General features: G+C 30.1%; 18 protein-coding genes. 2 read left to right on the top strand and 16 right to left on the bottom strand.

Annotated elements, in window-relative coordinates; genetic code table 11:
- Window positions 1-82 precede the first annotated feature (82 nt).
- The 14 genes from hppD to AC2TEO_RS11775 form a co-directional block, all read right to left on the bottom strand.
- Window positions 83-1,243, bottom strand: a complete 1,161-nt coding sequence (hppD, locus tag AC2TEO_RS11840; protein ID WP_442265026.1) for a 4-hydroxyphenylpyruvate dioxygenase — start codon at window positions 1,241-1,243, stop codon at window positions 83-85.
- Window positions 1,244-1,502: 259 nt separating this feature from the next.
- Window positions 1,503-2,660, bottom strand: coding sequence for a homogentisate 1,2-dioxygenase (locus AC2TEO_RS11835; protein ID WP_442265025.1), 1,158 nt, complete (start codon window positions 2,658-2,660; stop codon window positions 1,503-1,505).
- A 303-nt stretch (window positions 2,661-2,963) separates the two neighbouring features.
- Complete coding sequence (locus AC2TEO_RS11830; RefSeq protein WP_299618465.1) at window positions 2,964-3,470, bottom strand: ferritin; 507 nt, start codon at window positions 3,468-3,470, stop codon at window positions 2,964-2,966.
- A gap of 96 nt (window positions 3,471-3,566) precedes the next feature.
- Entirely contained in the window at window positions 3,567-3,869 is a 303-nt protein-coding gene (locus tag AC2TEO_RS11825; protein ID WP_442265024.1) for a hypothetical protein, read from the bottom strand.
- Between the two features lie 36 nt (window positions 3,870-3,905).
- Window positions 3,906-4,241: a 2Fe-2S iron-sulfur cluster-binding protein gene (locus AC2TEO_RS11820; protein WP_442265023.1), complete on the bottom strand. Its 336-nt coding sequence runs from the start codon at window positions 4,239-4,241 to the stop codon at window positions 3,906-3,908.
- A gap of 1 nt (window position 4,242) precedes the next feature.
- Window positions 4,243-4,680: a hypothetical protein gene (locus AC2TEO_RS11815; protein WP_442265022.1), complete on the bottom strand. Its 438-nt coding sequence runs from the start codon at window positions 4,678-4,680 to the stop codon at window positions 4,243-4,245.
- A 104-nt stretch (window positions 4,681-4,784) separates the two neighbouring features.
- Complete coding sequence (locus tag AC2TEO_RS11810) at window positions 4,785-5,690, bottom strand: sterol desaturase family protein (RefSeq protein ID WP_442265021.1); 906 nt, start codon at window positions 5,688-5,690, stop codon at window positions 4,785-4,787.
- A gap of 1 nt (window position 5,691) precedes the next feature.
- Window positions 5,692-6,747, bottom strand: a complete 1,056-nt coding sequence (locus AC2TEO_RS11805; RefSeq protein WP_442265020.1) for an NAD(P)/FAD-dependent oxidoreductase — start codon at window positions 6,745-6,747, stop codon at window positions 5,692-5,694.
- A 13-nt stretch (window positions 6,748-6,760) separates the two neighbouring features.
- Window positions 6,761-6,994, bottom strand: coding sequence for a NifU family protein (locus AC2TEO_RS11800; RefSeq protein ID WP_299672661.1), 234 nt, complete (start codon window positions 6,992-6,994; stop codon window positions 6,761-6,763).
- 11 nt (window positions 6,995-7,005) lie between these two features.
- On the bottom strand, window positions 7,006-8,136 hold the full coding sequence (locus AC2TEO_RS11795) for an Mrp/NBP35 family ATP-binding protein (protein WP_442265019.1): 1,131 nt from the start codon (window positions 8,134-8,136) through the stop codon (window positions 7,006-7,008).
- Window positions 8,137-8,261: 125 nt separating this feature from the next.
- The gene (locus AC2TEO_RS11790) at window positions 8,262-8,591 is read right to left on the bottom strand and encodes an MGMT family protein (protein ID WP_442265018.1); all 330 of its coding nucleotides are present in this window, start codon (window positions 8,589-8,591) and stop codon (window positions 8,262-8,264) included.
- Window positions 8,592-8,594: 3 nt separating this feature from the next.
- Window positions 8,595-9,206 carry a hypothetical protein gene (locus AC2TEO_RS11785; protein WP_442265017.1) on the bottom strand — a complete coding sequence of 204 codons (612 nt, stop codon included), beginning with the start codon at window positions 9,204-9,206 and terminating at the stop codon, window positions 8,595-8,597.
- A 69-nt stretch (window positions 9,207-9,275) separates the two neighbouring features.
- The gene (trmB, locus tag AC2TEO_RS11780; protein ID WP_442265016.1) at window positions 9,276-9,947 is read right to left on the bottom strand and encodes a tRNA (guanosine(46)-N7)-methyltransferase TrmB; all 672 of its coding nucleotides are present in this window, start codon (window positions 9,945-9,947) and stop codon (window positions 9,276-9,278) included.
- Between the two features lie 17 nt (window positions 9,948-9,964).
- Window positions 9,965-10,183, bottom strand: coding sequence for a DUF6341 family protein (locus AC2TEO_RS11775; protein ID WP_299672638.1), 219 nt, complete (start codon window positions 10,181-10,183; stop codon window positions 9,965-9,967).
- A 42-nt stretch (window positions 10,184-10,225) separates the two neighbouring features.
- On the opposite strand from AC2TEO_RS11775, the gene AC2TEO_RS11770 reads away from it, so the two are divergent.
- Window positions 10,226-11,128, top strand: a complete 903-nt coding sequence (locus AC2TEO_RS11770; RefSeq protein WP_442265015.1) for a DUF6427 family protein — start codon at window positions 10,226-10,228, stop codon at window positions 11,126-11,128.
- On the opposite strand, the gene upp is transcribed toward AC2TEO_RS11770, so the two are convergent.
- Window positions 11,129-11,782: a uracil phosphoribosyltransferase gene (gene upp / locus AC2TEO_RS11765; protein ID WP_442265014.1), complete on the bottom strand. Its 654-nt coding sequence runs from the start codon at window positions 11,780-11,782 to the stop codon at window positions 11,129-11,131. It lies immediately after the preceding gene.
- A gap of 115 nt (window positions 11,783-11,897) precedes the next feature.
- On the opposite strand from upp, the gene AC2TEO_RS11760 reads away from it, so the two are divergent.
- Window positions 11,898-12,683: a hypothetical protein gene (locus tag AC2TEO_RS11760; RefSeq protein WP_442265013.1), complete on the top strand. Its 786-nt coding sequence runs from the start codon at window positions 11,898-11,900 to the stop codon at window positions 12,681-12,683.
- An 80-nt stretch (window positions 12,684-12,763) separates the two neighbouring features.
- Here the strand turns inward: AC2TEO_RS11760 and AC2TEO_RS11755 are convergent, their stop codons facing one another.
- A complete protein-coding gene (locus tag AC2TEO_RS11755; protein ID WP_442265012.1) occupies window positions 12,764-15,136 on the bottom strand; it encodes a TonB-dependent receptor domain-containing protein in 2,373 nt (790 codons plus the stop codon).
- Window positions 15,137-15,242 lie beyond the last annotated feature (106 nt).

Here is a 15,242-nt window from a genome sequence, read left to right as displayed (position 1 = left end):
AGCTTCTATTTTATTTTAATATTAAAAAAAGAACCAAGAAAGATAATTGCTTTTCTTGGTTCAATTCCTCAATTCTATATATTTATAGAGTTCCTCTTCTTTGTTGTTCTCTTTCGATTGACTCGAAAAGTGCTTTAAAGTTTCCTGCTCCAAAACCTCTTGCTCCCATTCTTTGTATAATTTCAAAGAATAAAGTTGGCCTATCCTCTACTGGTTTTGTGAAAATTTGAAGTAAATATCCTTCTTCATCTGCATCTACTAAAATTGACAATTCTTGTAATTTAGAAATATCTTCTTTCATCATATCTCTATGAACTCCTAAACGCTCAGGAATCATATCGTAATATGCTTGAGGTGGTGGTGGTAAAAATTCAACTCCATTAGCTTTCAATTGCGATACTGTTTTAATAATATCATCAGTAGCTACTGCAATATGCTGTACACCTTCACCTTCATAGAAATCTAAATATTCTTCTATCTGAGATCTTTTAGCTGCTTTAGCTGGTTCATTAATTGGAAATTTCACACGGCCATTTCCGTTACTCATTACTTTACTCATTAAAGCAGAGTATTCTGTATGGATTTGTTTGTCATCAAATGATAAGAAATTTTCAAATCCCATTACATCTTCGTACCATTTTACCCATTTATTCATTTGACCCCAACCAACATTTCCTACCATGTGGTCGATATATTTTAATCCTGCTGATGGTGGGTTATAATCAGATTTCCATTCCATGAATCCAGGCATAAATGTTCCTGAATAATTCTTACGCTCTACAAACATATGAACTGTCTCTCCGTAAGTATAAATTCCTGAACGCACTACTTCCCCATGCTCATCTGTTTCTACAGTAGGTTCCATATACGATTTAGCGCCTCTTTTTGTAGTTTCTTCCCAGGCAGAACGAGCATCTTCAACCCAAAGCGCAACAACTTTAACTCCATCTCCATGTTTAACGATATGGTTATTAATTGGAGATTTACTGTTTAGCGGAGTTGTTAATACCAAACGGATTTTATCTTGTACAAGTACATAACTTACTTCATCTTGAGATCCTGTTTCTAATCCTTTGTAAGCTAAAGATTGAAAACCGAATGCTGTTTTGTAAAAGTGCGCAGCTTGTTTTGCGTTACCTACATAAAACTCAACATAATCTGTTCCTAAAAGCGGAAGGAAATCTTGTGCTCCTTCAAATATTTTTTCTAAACCGTAGTTTACTGATTTTATATCTTTTGACATTATTTATTCTTTTTTGAATAGAAAATAAAGAGACTAGAATTTAAACTTTAACAGTTTATTTTAAATGATCTATTGTCTATTTTTGAAATTCTGTCAATTTTTCTTCTATATATATTTTAATTCTTATTGTGTTATATAATTTCTTTCATGAGCAATAATTAACTGAATTTCTAACTCAATTAGTAAGTTCAAAAACTATATTATAGATTCAGATTTTAAGATAATTGTATCTTTTCTCTATTTTATTTGTTCTTTTTAATTACTCTAACCAAGACTGATAATATGTATCATCAGCAATTTTCATTGCTTCTTCGGTTACCATTAATGGCTTAAATGTATCCACCATTACTGCTAACTCTTCTGTTACGGTTTCTCCAATACTTCTTTCCGTTGCTCCAGGATGTGGTCCGTGAGGAATTCCTGCAGGATGTAAAGAAATATGCCCTGCGTCTATATCATTCCTACTCATAAAATCTCCATCAACGTAATATAAAACTTCATCAGAATCGATATTACTATGATTATATGGAGCTGGAATTGCTTGTGGATGATAATCGTATAATCTTGGCACGAAACTACAAATCACAAATGCATCTGTCTCGAAAGTTTGATGTACAGGTGGCGGTTGATGCACCCTACCTGTAATTGGTTCAAAATCATGGATTGAGAACGCATATGGATAGTTAAACCCATCGTAACCAACAACATCAAAAGGATGTGTAGCATATACCATTTCTATGATTTCGTCTTGTTTTTTAATTTTTATTAAAAAATCACCTTTTTCATTATGTGTTTCTAACTCTTCAGGTTGACGAATATCTCTTTCGCAAAACGGTGCGTGTTCTAATAATTGACCAAACCAGTTTCTGTAACGTTTTGGCGTATATACAGGCCTATATGATTCAACAATAAATAAACGATTATCTTCTGTATCAAAATCTAACTTGTAAATCATACCACGAGGAATCACTAAGTAATCTCCATATTTGAAATTAATATTTCCCATATGTGTTCTTAATTTACCTGTTCCTCGGTGCACAAAAATTACTTCATCTGCATCTGTATTTTTATAGAAATAGTCGTTTGTAGATGATTTTGGTGCTGAAAGAATAATATTACAATCTGAATTTGTTAGAACTATTTTTCTACTTTCTAAATAGTCTTCGACCTGAGGCACTTGAAAACCTCTAAAACGATATGATTGAATATTATTTTTCTTTGCAATTTTAGGGGCTACAGAATATTGTTTTCTAATTTCTTTTACCTGAGTTGGTCTGTGCTCATGATATAAATTTGATGACATCCCATCAAATCCTATGGTACCAAATAACTGTTCATAATATAAACTTCCGTCTTCTTTACGGAATTGTGTATGACGCTTGTGTGGAATTTTTCCTAATTTATGATAAAAAGGCATATGCCGATAGTTTTATTTGTTAATGACTATATGTATGTCTAATATAAAAAATGATTAAGCATTACATTTTCAAATAGATAAATTGATTCATTAACCTATCACTCAGGGTTTCGTTTAATTAAAAATTTTAAGTGTGCTAGTAATCCTAACCAGAACATTTTTAACGATTTAGTTGTTTGTTCTACAAATATAATAAAAAGAATGTGGATTACAGACTGATAAAAATCACTCTTATCATGATTTGATACAACAAAAAATCCGAAGTTATTAACTTCGGATTTTTAAATATTGTTATAAATCAAATTACTCTTTTGGTAATCTTTCATCGATCATTTTTAATGGCATTCCTTCCATTAAATCAAATACATCGATAATGCTTCTCATTGTATCTTCTTCTTCAGATTGTTCTGAAATAAACCACTGTAAAAATACTTCTGTTACAAAATCATCTTCTTTTCTAGCTGTTTTAAAGATTTTAAAGATTGATTCTGTTACGTTTATTTCTTGTTCTAAAGAAGTTTCGTAAATCGCTCTAAGGCTTTCAAAATCGTTATTTACATTTTCTACACTTGGAGAGATTGCTGCTCCACCATTATCGTTTATAAACGCAAATATTTTCATTGCATGCTCTCTTTCTTCTTCAGCCTGCTTATAGAAAAATGATTTACTGTTTAATAATTCTCTTTGATCGCACCATGAAGCCATAGCTAAATAAGATGCAGAGGCTTTCATTTCTAATGCTATTTGACTGTTTAATAAATCCATAACTACAGGATTTATCGTCATTTGTTTTCTTATTGCTGTTTTCATGATATTCTAATTTTTACTTATTACAAAAATACGATAATACATCGCTGTAAAAAACTGGCAATCAAAATTTAAAGGAAGTCTAAATAAGGATATTATTTAGATTGAAACTGATTTAAAACTGTAAAAAAACGAATCTATTGTGTTTCTTAAGTTTAAGATTTGAGGAATATCTAAATAGATTAAATGTTGTTTATCTGCAACAAAAAGCAGTACAAAATTCTCTGAATCAATGATATCGTATAAAGCTTCTGGTTTTGTAAGATTATATACATTTTTTCTCAATTGTAATAATTGAGGAAATGACAAAAGGATTCTTTTATTAACTGTTTTTAATTCGTATTTACAAAATGTGATCTCTTTAAGATCGATCTCGTATTCAACAATTGCATCTACATTCATATTGCAAATGTAACACTTATTTAGAATAAATTAAAATTAACTTTCAGGAGCTATCTCAACTTCTAGTCCATCAAGTTCTGGAGTCATATGAATTTGACATCCTAAACGACTATTATCTTCAACATAAAAGGCTTCTGCAAGCATTGCATCTTCATCATCAGACATTTCTGGAAGTTCATGATCTGATTTCACATAACACTGACAAGAAGCGCACATTGCCATACCTCCGCAAATACCAACTGTTCCTTCTGGAGCTAATTCATAAGAACGAATTACTTCCATCAAATTCATGTTCATATCTGTTGGTGCTTGTACTTCGTGAGTTACACCTTCTCTGTCTGTAATTTTTATTGTAATATCTTGATCTTGCATGTTAAATAAAATAATCTATTCCTAATAACTTATATATCGGAGTCGCAATAATAATGATGATGAAAGTGAATAAAAGTAATTCACTAAAAGAAGACAGGTTTTGCTCAGTTTTAATATTATTCGATGAGTACTCAATACTTTCGATTAAAAACACATTCTTATTAGAATCGTATATTGATTTACCTTGAAAAAAAAAATTTAATTTCTTTTTCACTTTAAAATTTACTCCTCTGTAATAATTAAAATAAAAAATAGATAAAATCAAAGTTGGTAATATCAACAAACCTATATGTTCAGATATGGTTTCAAACGAATTAATTACACTAGTAATAATTAATAGAGAAATAAAATTCGCTGCTTTAAAAAGAATTTTAGAGTAATCTGAATAGTGCTTGTTTTTATTCCAATCTTTCCTTTCTAAAAAATTATAATACTTCATAAGAACAGCTATTAGAACTATTGATATTAAAGTAAAAAGCAATAAGGTTCTCGTATTTAAAACCTTATCGAAAAAATAAGTTGGAACTAAATTTAACTTTATCATCATAATTCTTCTTCTTTTAATTTCTTTCGAAGCACCTTAGCTCTTTTATCTTCTCCATCGTGACTCCAACCTGGTGAATTAAAAATATAGTTCAGTTTATCGGACCATTTATCCGCTCGTTTTACATCTTTCCATATTGCAGCATATTCGTGTGTAGCAACTTTTACTGGATGAAAGGTTTCAATATTTACTGTTAATCCATATACAGGTTGATCAATTTGTTTTAATTCTTCTGAAAACGTACCGAAAATACGATCCCAGATAATTAAAATTCCAGCATGGTTACAATCTAAATATCTGATATTGGATGCATGGTGAACTCTGTGATGAGAAGGTGTATTGAAAATAAACTCAATTGGCTTTGGCAATTTATCTACCAGTTCTGTATGCACAAAAAACTGATAAATTAAACTTACTCCCATCATGGTGAACATCATTAATGGATCGAACCCTAATAATGGAATCCATAACCAAAAGAAAAATTTATGAATACGTTCTCCTACTCCTTGACGTAATGCTGTTCCTAAATTCATGTAGATAGACGAATGATGTGGAACATGGCCTGCCCAAAACAAACGAACTTCATGATTTAAACGATGGAACCAATAATATGAAATATCATCAGCAAAAAACAATAACAACCAAGCCCACCATTGGCGGCCAACTATATCTTTTAAAGGACTTAATTCATGTAAATAGAAAAACACAACAAACGCCAATACTTTTGGAACAAACTCAATTACAGCAGAAAACACCATCATTAATAAAGAAACTGTAGTGTCTTTACCATGGTATTTATCTTTAGCAAATTGGTACTCTACCAGCATTGATATAAAAAACACTGGTAATGCAAAATACAAGAGTTTATCTTGTGATAATTGTTGAATATATTCTGTTAACGTCAATTTATTTTATAGCTTTTACTACAGCTTTAGGTGCTTCTTTTTTGGTTCCATCGAAACCTTGAACACCACCAACTGTTGTGTATTTCATTACATATTTTTTATCTGGAAAAATTCTTTTGAAAGCACTTTGACACATTAAAGTAGCCTCATGGAATCCACATAAAATTAATTTTAACTTACCAGGATATGTATTAACATCTCCAATAGCATAAATTCCTGGAATATTAGTTTGGTAATCTAATGCATTATTCACCTTAATTGCATTTTTCTCAATTTCTAGCCCCCAGTCAGCAATAGGTCCTAGTTTTGGAGATAAGCCAAATAGAGGAATAAAATGATCTGTATTAATTACAAAAGGCTCTTCATCTTTCTTGTGAACTTCTACTCCTTCTACCTTACCATCACCAACAATAGCTTTAACTTCTGCTGGAGTAATTAAGTTAATTTTACCTTGATTTTTTAATTCCTGTACTTGATCTACAGAATCTAAATGACCTCTAAATTCGTTTCGTCTGTGAATTAACGTAACAGAATTAGCAACGTCAGCCAAGAAAATAGACCAATCTAAAGCAGAATCTCCACCACCAGCAATAACCACATCTTTACCACGGTACATTTCTGGTTCTTTAATAATATACTCTACTCCTTTTCCTTCGTAATCTGCTATATTACTAATAGGTGGTTTTCTAGGCTCAAAACTTCCTAATCCACCAGCAATAGCAACTACCGGAGCGTGATGTTTAGTACCTTTATTTGTTGTTACGATAAATGTTCCGTCTTCTTGTTTCTCAACAGTATCTGCGCGTTCTCCTAAGGTAAATCCTGGTTCAAATTGTTTAATTTGCTCCATTAATTTATCTGTTAAATCACCAGCTAAAATCTCTGGATACGCAGGAATATCGTAAATAGGTTTTTTAGGATAAATCTCAGAACATTGTCCACCCGGTTGTGGTAACGCATCAATTAAATGGCAACGTAACTTTAATAAACCTGCTTCAAAAACTGTAAACAGACCTGTTGGACCGGCACCTATAATAAGTATATCGGTTTTAATCATAAAAGTAAAATTATTAAGCTACATTAATCACTTCTTCAATCTCTGGAGCATGTCTTTTAATTGTTGCTTCTACACCATTTTTAAGTGTCATTTGGTTTACAGAACAACCACTGCAAGCTCCTTCTAACTGTACTTTTACAATGTTATTTTCTACGGATAAAAGCTTAATATTTCCTCCGTCACTAATTAAAAACGGACGAATTTCTTCTAATGCTTTTTCTACTTTATCTTGTGTTTCTACTGACATATCTTACTGACTTATTTTGTACTACAACCACTCATAGTAGTAATTCGTACTACTTCTGTTGGAGGTAGGTTTTCATTTCTTTTTAATAACTGTGAAACTATTTCTTGTGTTATTTCTTTGAATGATTCTTCAAGTTTTGTTCCATTTTGTAAAGCTACAGGATGACCAACATCTCCTGCCTCTCTTATACTTTGAACGATTGGAATTTCACCTAAGAATTTTGTTTCTAAATCTTCTGCTAAATTTTTAGCTCCATTTTGACCAAAAATGTAGTATTTATTCTCTGGTAATTCTGCTGGTGTAAAATATGCCATGTTTTCAACAATTCCTAAAACAGGAACATTAATAGCTTCTTGTTGGAACATTGCTACACCTTTTTTCGCATCTGCTAAAGCAATATTTTGAGGAGTACTTACAACTACAGCTCCTGTAATTGGTAAAGCTTGAACTATTGATAAATGAACATCTCCTGTTCCTGGAGGTAAATCGATTAATAAGAAATCGATTTCTCCCCAATCTGCATCAAAAATTAATTGATTTAAAGCTTTAGAAGCCATTGGTCCTCTCCAGATTACAGCTTGATTTGGATTTGTAAAGAAACCTAATGATAATAATTTTACTCCGTAATTTTCAACAGGTTTCATTTTAGAACGTCCATCAACTTTAACTGATAATGGTCTTTCACGTTCAACATCGAACATAATATGTTGAGATGGGCCGTAAACATCAGCATCAAGAACACCTACATTAAATCCCATTTTTGCTAAACTAATTGCAACATTAGCTGTAACTGTAGATTTACCTACACCACCTTTACCAGAAGCAATTGCGATTATATTTTTGATATTTGGAATTTCTTTTCCTCGAATTTGGTTCAACTCTTCTTTTGGTTTAACTTCAGCTTTTACATTGACTTTAACTTCAACGCTGTCACTTACATTTTGATGGATTGCTTTTTTAATTTCAGTTTCCATCTTTTTTTTAGCTTGTAAAGTTGGGTTTCCAATTACAACATCAACAATTACTTCATTTCCAAAAGTAACCACATTCTTTACATTCTCATTTTCAACTAAACTTTTCCCTTCTCCAGGTGCAGTTATTGTTTCTAATGCATTGTATATATCTTGCTTTTTAAAGCTCATTATGTTTTTTATATTAATTCTAAATTACAAAGATACCATTTAAGCTTCAGATATTAAAGCCGTGTAATTACGATTGTTTATAGCTTTATAAGGATTTTTAATAAAAAGTATTTTACACGTTTACTTTAGTATAACTCCTTCATTGGATCCCAAAATACTTTTTCTAAATCTTGTATTTGATTTTCGATAACTTCTATTCCTTCACTTTCTAATAGTTGCTGCATTAAATTTGTTCCATCGAAATGATGTTTTCCTGTAAGAATACCTTTTCTATTTACAACTCTATGTGCTGGCACTTCTTTACCGCCTGAATTATTCATTGCCCAACCTACCATTCTTGCAGAACGAGCTGCTCCTAAATATTTTGCAATTGCTCCGTAACTTGTTACTCTTCCATGAGGAATTAACCTTGCTACTTCATATACTTTATCGAAAAAATTTTTAGAATCTTCCATACTTTAAAAGTACAACTTTATTAATGTTAATATTGCTAAAAAACCTGTAATTATACTCATTAACGGATTAAAAAACACCATTACTTTAGCCACTTTGGTTTCCATTTTTTTTACAAGTAAAATATAACTAGAAAGAACTGAGATTACACCTAATGAAATTCCGATTCCAAAAGACAACAAATAGTTATATTCTTCAGATAACCAACCTTTAGATATGAAGAATGAATATGTTAATATGAAAAAAGGAATTGCAAACATATTTATAAAAGAAAGTTTGATTCCGTAAGAAAAACATGTTTTTTGATTGCAAATCTGCTGTACTTTTTGCCTAGACGAAAATTCTTTATTCAGATAGAAAAAGGATAAATACATAAAAACAAAAACCGCTACATTTTTAATCCAAAATAATGTGTGGGGAAATTTGTGAATTAATCGAATCACTATTAAACTTAACAAAAATTGAAAGAAAACTACAATTGCTGCTCCTAAAATGAAATGTCTTGCTGATTTTTTATTTTCATCAATAAAAATTTTACCCACAGTTAAATTAAGCATACTTGGAGCTATAAATCCAAGATAAGAGGTTACAAAACCAAGAATAAAATGAAACAGCATTCTAAAAATTATTGATGAGTAACTTTAGACGCTCATATAGAAAAAAACTTTCTTTACAATTAAAAAAGCTTAGTAATTTAACCTGAATTTTATATAAGTAATTGGTTTACCTTTTTCTAGATATTGCTTCTCGTAAAAAGTTTGTGTACCTGTAACTTCTTCAGGAGAATAGTGATTTTTATACACATCGTGATTTGCATGTAATACTTCATGACCTTCACCATGTAAAAGCCCTAATGTATAACCATGCATAAACTCACTATCTGTTTTAAGATTTATAACACCATCTTCTTTTAAAACTTGATGGTATTTTTTAAGAAAACTAGTATTCGTCATACGATGTTTAGTTCTCTTATATTTTATTTGAGGATCTGGAAAAGTAATCCAAATTTCATGCACTTCATTCTTAGCAAAAATAAAATCAATTAATTCTATTTGCGTTCTGATAAACGCAACATTATTCATGTCATTTTCTAGAGCAGTTTTTGCTCCTCTCCAAAAACGTGCACCCTTAATATCTATTCCTATGAAATTGAATTCTGGATTTTTTTCAGCTAATGCAATTGTATATTCTCCTTTACCACAACCTAATTCTAAAACAATAGGATTGTCGTTTTTAAAAAATGTATTCCATTTACCTTTTAAAGAAAAATCGTTTACAACTTCTTCTCTTGTAGGTTGAATAACATTAGCAAAAGTTTCGTTTTCTCTGAAACGTTTGAGTTTGTTTTTACTTCCCAATATAAAACAGCTTAAGCTTAGGCTCTATCTTCAGTTCCTTCTCTCTTAAATTTAAGAGCTTGAGAAATCCAATAAGAAAGTAAGACGATAAGTACTAATAAGAAAATCCAATTGATAGTATTAGACGTCCACCATCCTGCACTACCTTTAGCAAGACTTAAACGAATCCATTCGAATGGAATGAATAATACTTGAAATATCTCACCTATGAATCTAAAAATATTTAATCCTAACATATCTTGATTATCTTTACGCCTGCAAAAATATAAAAAGAAAAAATGTTAACCAACTTTTTCAGTACAACTAAACCAGTAAATTCTATGTTTATCATAGGATTGTTTATTTGTTATGTCGTTGCTGGTTTTTTTACAAACCATGTAAACCTTATTAACATTCCTCTTTTCTTGTGGTTTTTAACACTTTTTGCCATCGTAAATTTTGTAAACTCGAGAAACAATTTAACTTTCGACAATTCTTACTTTTTTCTTTTCTTTATTATCCTTCTTAGTTTTTTTCCTGAAACTTTTAAGGTTAATACTTATTTTTATTCTAATCTGATTTTAACCATATATATAAGGAGAGTATACAGTTTTCAATCTTCAAAAAACATTATTAAAAAATTATTTGACAGTGGTTTTTGGATTGCTATTTCTTTTTTAATAGAACCGTTTACCTTAATCTTTTTTCTTTTTACTTTTATTGGGATTTTTATTCACCAACACATTGATATTAGACGAATTGCCACTCCAATAATTGGGTTTTCTGTTCCTATTATTTTATACTTCACTTATTGTTTTTGGTATGCTGAACTAGAACGTTTTTACACTCTTTTAAATTGGTATACAAATTTTGATTTCAATTTTTACAACACATCTAGATACCTTATTATATTAAGCTTATTATTATTACTAATTACTATATCTTTAATTTTAAAAACTCCAAAAACTTTACGTGTAAAAAACATGTTTAGAAAAAGTTGGATTTTAATCTGTTTTCACTTTTTCTTCTCATTACTTTTGTTATTAATTATAAGAGATAGAAATGGTAGTGAAATACTTTATCTTATTTTTCCTTCTGCTCTTATTATTGCTAATGGTTTTGAGTTATTTCAAAAGAAATGGTATTCTGACCTTATTCTTTTCGCAATACTCTCTATTTCACTATTTACTTATCTTTCGTAATTACATTTTTTGTCCAAAAGCTAAATCTCCTGCATCTCCTAAACCAGGAATAATATAACCTTTTTCGTTTAATTCATTATCTATATCTGCAATCCATAATGATGTATTTAAAGGAAAATGATTTTTGATATAATCTATTCCATCTAATGATCCAATTACAGAAACAATATGGATTTCTTTTGGAATTCCATAATTTTTTAGAGCAGCATAGACAGAAACTAAAGATCTACCTGTAGCCAACATTGGATCGATAAGTAAAACGGTTTTATTATCAATAGGTGGTGAAGCAAAATATTCAACTATGATTTCAAAATCTTCTGAATTATTAAGATGATGTCTATACGCTGAAATAAAAGCGTTTTCAGCATCATCAAAATAATTTAAAAGTCCGTCATGAAGAGGTAAACCTGCTCGTAAAATTGAACACAAAATCACTTCGTTGTCTTGTAAATTAATTTCTTTAACCCCTAAAGGCGTGTGTACTTTTTTAGTACTATAATTAAGTCTTTTACTTAATTCATAACCTAAAACTTCTCCAATTCTTTCGATATTCCTTCGGAATCGCATGCTATCTTTCTGAATATTTTCATCTCTAATTTCACTTAGAAATTTATTAAGAACTGAATTCTCTTGCGCTAAATGGAATACCTTCATTTTTCAGGAGTGCTAATAAACGTTAATTAAACCATAAAGTTAAACATAGCTTTCAGATATCAAAATTTACGGTACAAAATTTGGTAAAAAATGACAAAACTGAAACGAAACTACTATGAAACGAAAACTACTATTATTAGTGTTTATTCCCTTTTTTTTATGCAGTCAAAGTACTTTAAGTAAAGCTAAACAAAGTTTAAGCAGTAGCTCTAGTACATCATCTAGCAGTAATTCAAATGATGATTCAGACAATGATGATGATAATTTTTTTTTCGCTTTTTTCGGAGAAATTTTCTTAGATGTCTTTTATTATGCAAGTCTTGGAATTTTCATTGGAGAACCCACAGAAACAGCAATGAATCCTTATCCTTATTACAATGATAAAGAAGGTGAATATTCTATTAGCTTAGATGGAAACCTTAAAAAACAAAGCCTAAAATTAGGCACAAACTATTTATTTAATCGTGTACGAGGAATTGAGTTTAACGCTGTATACAAACCTGTTTATTTAGTGGGAGTTGAACTTTCTCACATTAACTTTTCTGAAAACACATTATTAAACTCGGAATCTTTAAATATTACATCTGTAAACTTAAATTATTACAGAATAAGAAATCGTAACATATCTATGTGGTGGGGATTAGGAGTTACTTATGTTGGAAATGGTGTAAATACTGCTGGAGTTTCTTATAATTTTGGCACAGATATTTATCCTGCCAAACCAATTAGCTTACACTTAGGTTGGAAACAAAGTTTTATTAACGATAATTCTGTAAATGTATTTAAAGCTCAAGCTAAATATCACATAAAAAAAACAGCTCTTTATACAGGATATCACAACTATAAATTAGGTAGTGAAACTGTATCTGGATTGGTATTTGGGTTGGAATATACTTTTTAAATTAAAAAAGATTCCTGCATAAGCAGGAATCTTAAAATACACTTCATTTTGCATAGCATTTTATCAAAACAAAACTTGTTTTAATTACTTCTTCTTCGTTCTTCGTCGTTACCGAAATTTCTGTCTTTTACTTTTATCTTTTTATTTCCGAAACTATACGCTAAAGAAATTCTGAAATTTCTATTACTTTCATTCTGTCCGTATACTTGTTCAACGCCATCCACTACAGATGTTAAATTATTTAAGGCACTTGTATTAAAAATATCATTAGCAAAAACAGAGAGTTTTATGTTGTTTTTAAAATCGTGTTGATATCCTAAAGACACGCTATACATTTCTCCAACACTAAATAAACCTCCACTATACGCAGAACTATACCATGAGTTCACTAAGAATTTTGATTTTTCTGACAATGAAAATGTATTATTTGAAGCTATTCTTGCTTGCACTCCATTTCTTGGCTTTGCTCCTATTTCTTTTTGAAATGTTGAATAATATCCTAAAATATTGATGCTATTCTGACTTTGCCACCATGAATTTGCTTTAAAACTATAGTTCTCAGAAATTCCATAATTATATTGTGTGATATAGTTATCACGAGTTACTATTTGAGTTTCTGCAACAGGATCTGAAGTAAAAATTACTCCGAAACCATCTGTAGTAACATTTAAAAATACACTTGTATTTAAATTTCTTTTATAAGAATGTGACAACTCAAAACTATCTGTGAATGATGACTGTAAAAAAGGATTTCCTTCTCCGAAACTATTATCATTAATATAATATCTAAATGGGTTTAAATCTGAAAATCTTGGTCTATCAATTCGTTTTCCGTAAGAGAAAGAAAAAGCATGATGATCATTTTTTCTATACGATACATATAACGTTGGAAACAACTTTGTAAATTCATTTTCTATCTCTTGATTTGTTTGCTCGCTAATTCCTTTTGTATTTGTATTCTCTAAACGTAATCCTAATTTTAACTCTAATTTTGAATTTAAGTTTGTACTTGCTGATATGTAAGCTGCCAAATTATCTTCTTGATATTCGAAATTATTCGATCTTGTTGGATCTAAAACTGGATTTCCAGAAAGTGTATCAAAGAATAAAATATTACTTTTTGTAGTTGTAAAACTTGCCTTTCCTCCAAACGATAATTGAACTTTATTTATTGGGTAATTCACATCTATTTTTGAACTATAGTTTTGAATATCTTGATCAGAAATATTTAATGCAGCCGATGATATTCCCACTGAATTTCCTATATTATCAAACACTTCAGTTGTAAAATCTCTGTCGTTTTTAGAATTGTAATTAAAGTAATCAGCATCAACAGAAATTGATCTTCCCAAAGAATCTAGTTTCGTTTCCGCATGAAAATTTAAGGTGTTATTTTTTCTATTAATACTATTATCTCCCTTGTTTTCAATAAATCGATCTAACTGTTTATTCTCATCAAAAATTGTTGATGTTACCGTAGTAAACCCTCCTGGTTTTCTAGCATTTCCTAAATATTGAATTCCTAAAGATGTATGGTCTGAAACTTGATAATCTAATTGAAATCTTCCTGAGAAATTATCTGTTCTTTCTTTAGATTCAATAGCAATATCCCAAAAGTTTTGTGGATACTGAATTTGTAAATCCTCAGTATGTCTATAATGTCCCTTTGTAGCATTTATACTTGCAACTACAGATAAATTATTCTTATTGTAAGAAAAGTTGTTTCGAAGAGAACCGAAATTATATTTGTTTTGATTGTAAACAGCTCTAACAGTATTATTCCAAGAATTTTGTTTCGATTTCTTTAAAATGACATTGATTAAACCTCCTCTACCAGAAACTTCATATTTTGCTGGTGGGTTTGTGATAACTTCAATTGTTTTTATGTCGTTCGCATTTAAACCTTGTAAAAAAGCTGTTAACTCCTCTCCTTCTAAAGGTGATAAACGACCATTAATTAAAACTCTAGAAGGTCCTTTTCCTAAAATTTCTAAAGTTCCATTTTGTACTTGAACTCTTGGTGCAACATTTAAAATATCAATACCATTTCCTCCTTCTGCAACAACACTTTTTTCTACATCAAAAACTAATCGATCTACTTTTTGCTGAATCACTCTTGTTTTTGATTTTATAACTACCTCTTCTAAATTTTCACTGTCTTCTAATAATGTAATTGTTCCCAAATCGATAGTATTCGTTATCGAAATCTGTTTTTTCCAATCTTTATACCCTAAAAAAGAAATTGTAATTTCATAGTTTCCTTTCTGACTTTTAAGTGAAAAAATTCCATCATCGTTAGAGTTTGTTCCTGCAATAACTTTCCCTGTAGTATCTTTTAAAACTACATCTGCAAATGCAATATTTCCTAAAGCATCTACAACTTTTCCTTTTACTTGTTGTGCGTAAACTAATACTGATAAAAACAATAGTGTTACTAAAGCTAAACGTTTCATATTTTGTGTTTTTTGTTTTGATGACACAAAAGTGCTTTAGATTCCTATGTTGTGCGACCGACAACATAAAGTCGAACCTTTTTCTCTTCTAAAAATTGGTTCGACT

Source organism: Tenacibaculum aquaeponti (genome assembly GCF_057221555.1).
Note: the sequence above shows the minus strand (reverse complement) of the source record. Positions and strands in the feature narration are given on the sequence as shown.

Excerpts from the sequence above, each read along its gene's own strand:
- AC2TEO_RS11785 (WP_442265017.1), bottom strand. The coding sequence starts at position 9,206 with ATGCTGTTTCATTTTATTCTTGGTTTTGTAACCTCTTATCTTGGATTT.
- AC2TEO_RS11770 (WP_442265015.1), top strand. The coding sequence starts at position 10,226 with ATGTTAACCAACTTTTTCAGTACAACTAAACCAGTAAATTCTATGTTT.
- AC2TEO_RS11790 (WP_442265018.1), bottom strand. The coding sequence starts at position 8,591 with ATGGAAGATTCTAAAAATTTTTTCGATAAAGTATATGAAGTAGCAAGG.
- AC2TEO_RS11820 (WP_442265023.1), bottom strand. The coding sequence starts at position 4,241 with ATGCAAGATCAAGATATTACAATAAAAATTACAGACAGAGAAGGTGTA.
- AC2TEO_RS11825 (WP_442265024.1), bottom strand. The coding sequence starts at position 3,869 with ATGAATGTAGATGCAATTGTTGAATACGAGATCGATCTTAAAGAGATC.
- AC2TEO_RS11795 (WP_442265019.1), bottom strand. The coding sequence starts at position 8,136 with ATGAGCTTTAAAAAGCAAGATATATACAATGCATTAGAAACAATAACT.
- AC2TEO_RS11800 (WP_299672661.1), bottom strand. The coding sequence starts at position 6,994 with ATGTCAGTAGAAACACAAGATAAAGTAGAAAAAGCATTAGAAGAAATT.
- hppD (WP_442265026.1), bottom strand. The coding sequence starts at position 1,243 with ATGTCAAAAGATATAAAATCAGTAAACTACGGTTTAGAAAAAATATTT.
- AC2TEO_RS11805 (WP_442265020.1), bottom strand. The coding sequence starts at position 6,747 with ATGATTAAAACCGATATACTTATTATAGGTGCCGGTCCAACAGGTCTG.
- AC2TEO_RS11755 (WP_442265012.1), bottom strand. The coding sequence starts at position 15,136 with ATGAAACGTTTAGCTTTAGTAACACTATTGTTTTTATCAGTATTAGTT.
- AC2TEO_RS11830 (WP_299618465.1), bottom strand. The coding sequence starts at position 3,470 with ATGAAAACAGCAATAAGAAAACAAATGACGATAAATCCTGTAGTTATG.
- AC2TEO_RS11775 (WP_299672638.1), bottom strand. The coding sequence starts at position 10,183 with ATGTTAGGATTAAATATTTTTAGATTCATAGGTGAGATATTTCAAGTA.
- AC2TEO_RS11815 (WP_442265022.1), bottom strand. The coding sequence starts at position 4,680 with ATGAAGTATTATAATTTTTTAGAAAGGAAAGATTGGAATAAAAACAAG.
- AC2TEO_RS11760 (WP_442265013.1), top strand. The coding sequence starts at position 11,898 with ATGAAACGAAAACTACTATTATTAGTGTTTATTCCCTTTTTTTTATGC.
- AC2TEO_RS11835 (WP_442265025.1), bottom strand. The coding sequence starts at position 2,660 with ATGCCTTTTTATCATAAATTAGGAAAAATTCCACACAAGCGTCATACA.
- upp (WP_442265014.1), bottom strand. The coding sequence starts at position 11,782 with ATGAAGGTATTCCATTTAGCGCAAGAGAATTCAGTTCTTAATAAATTT.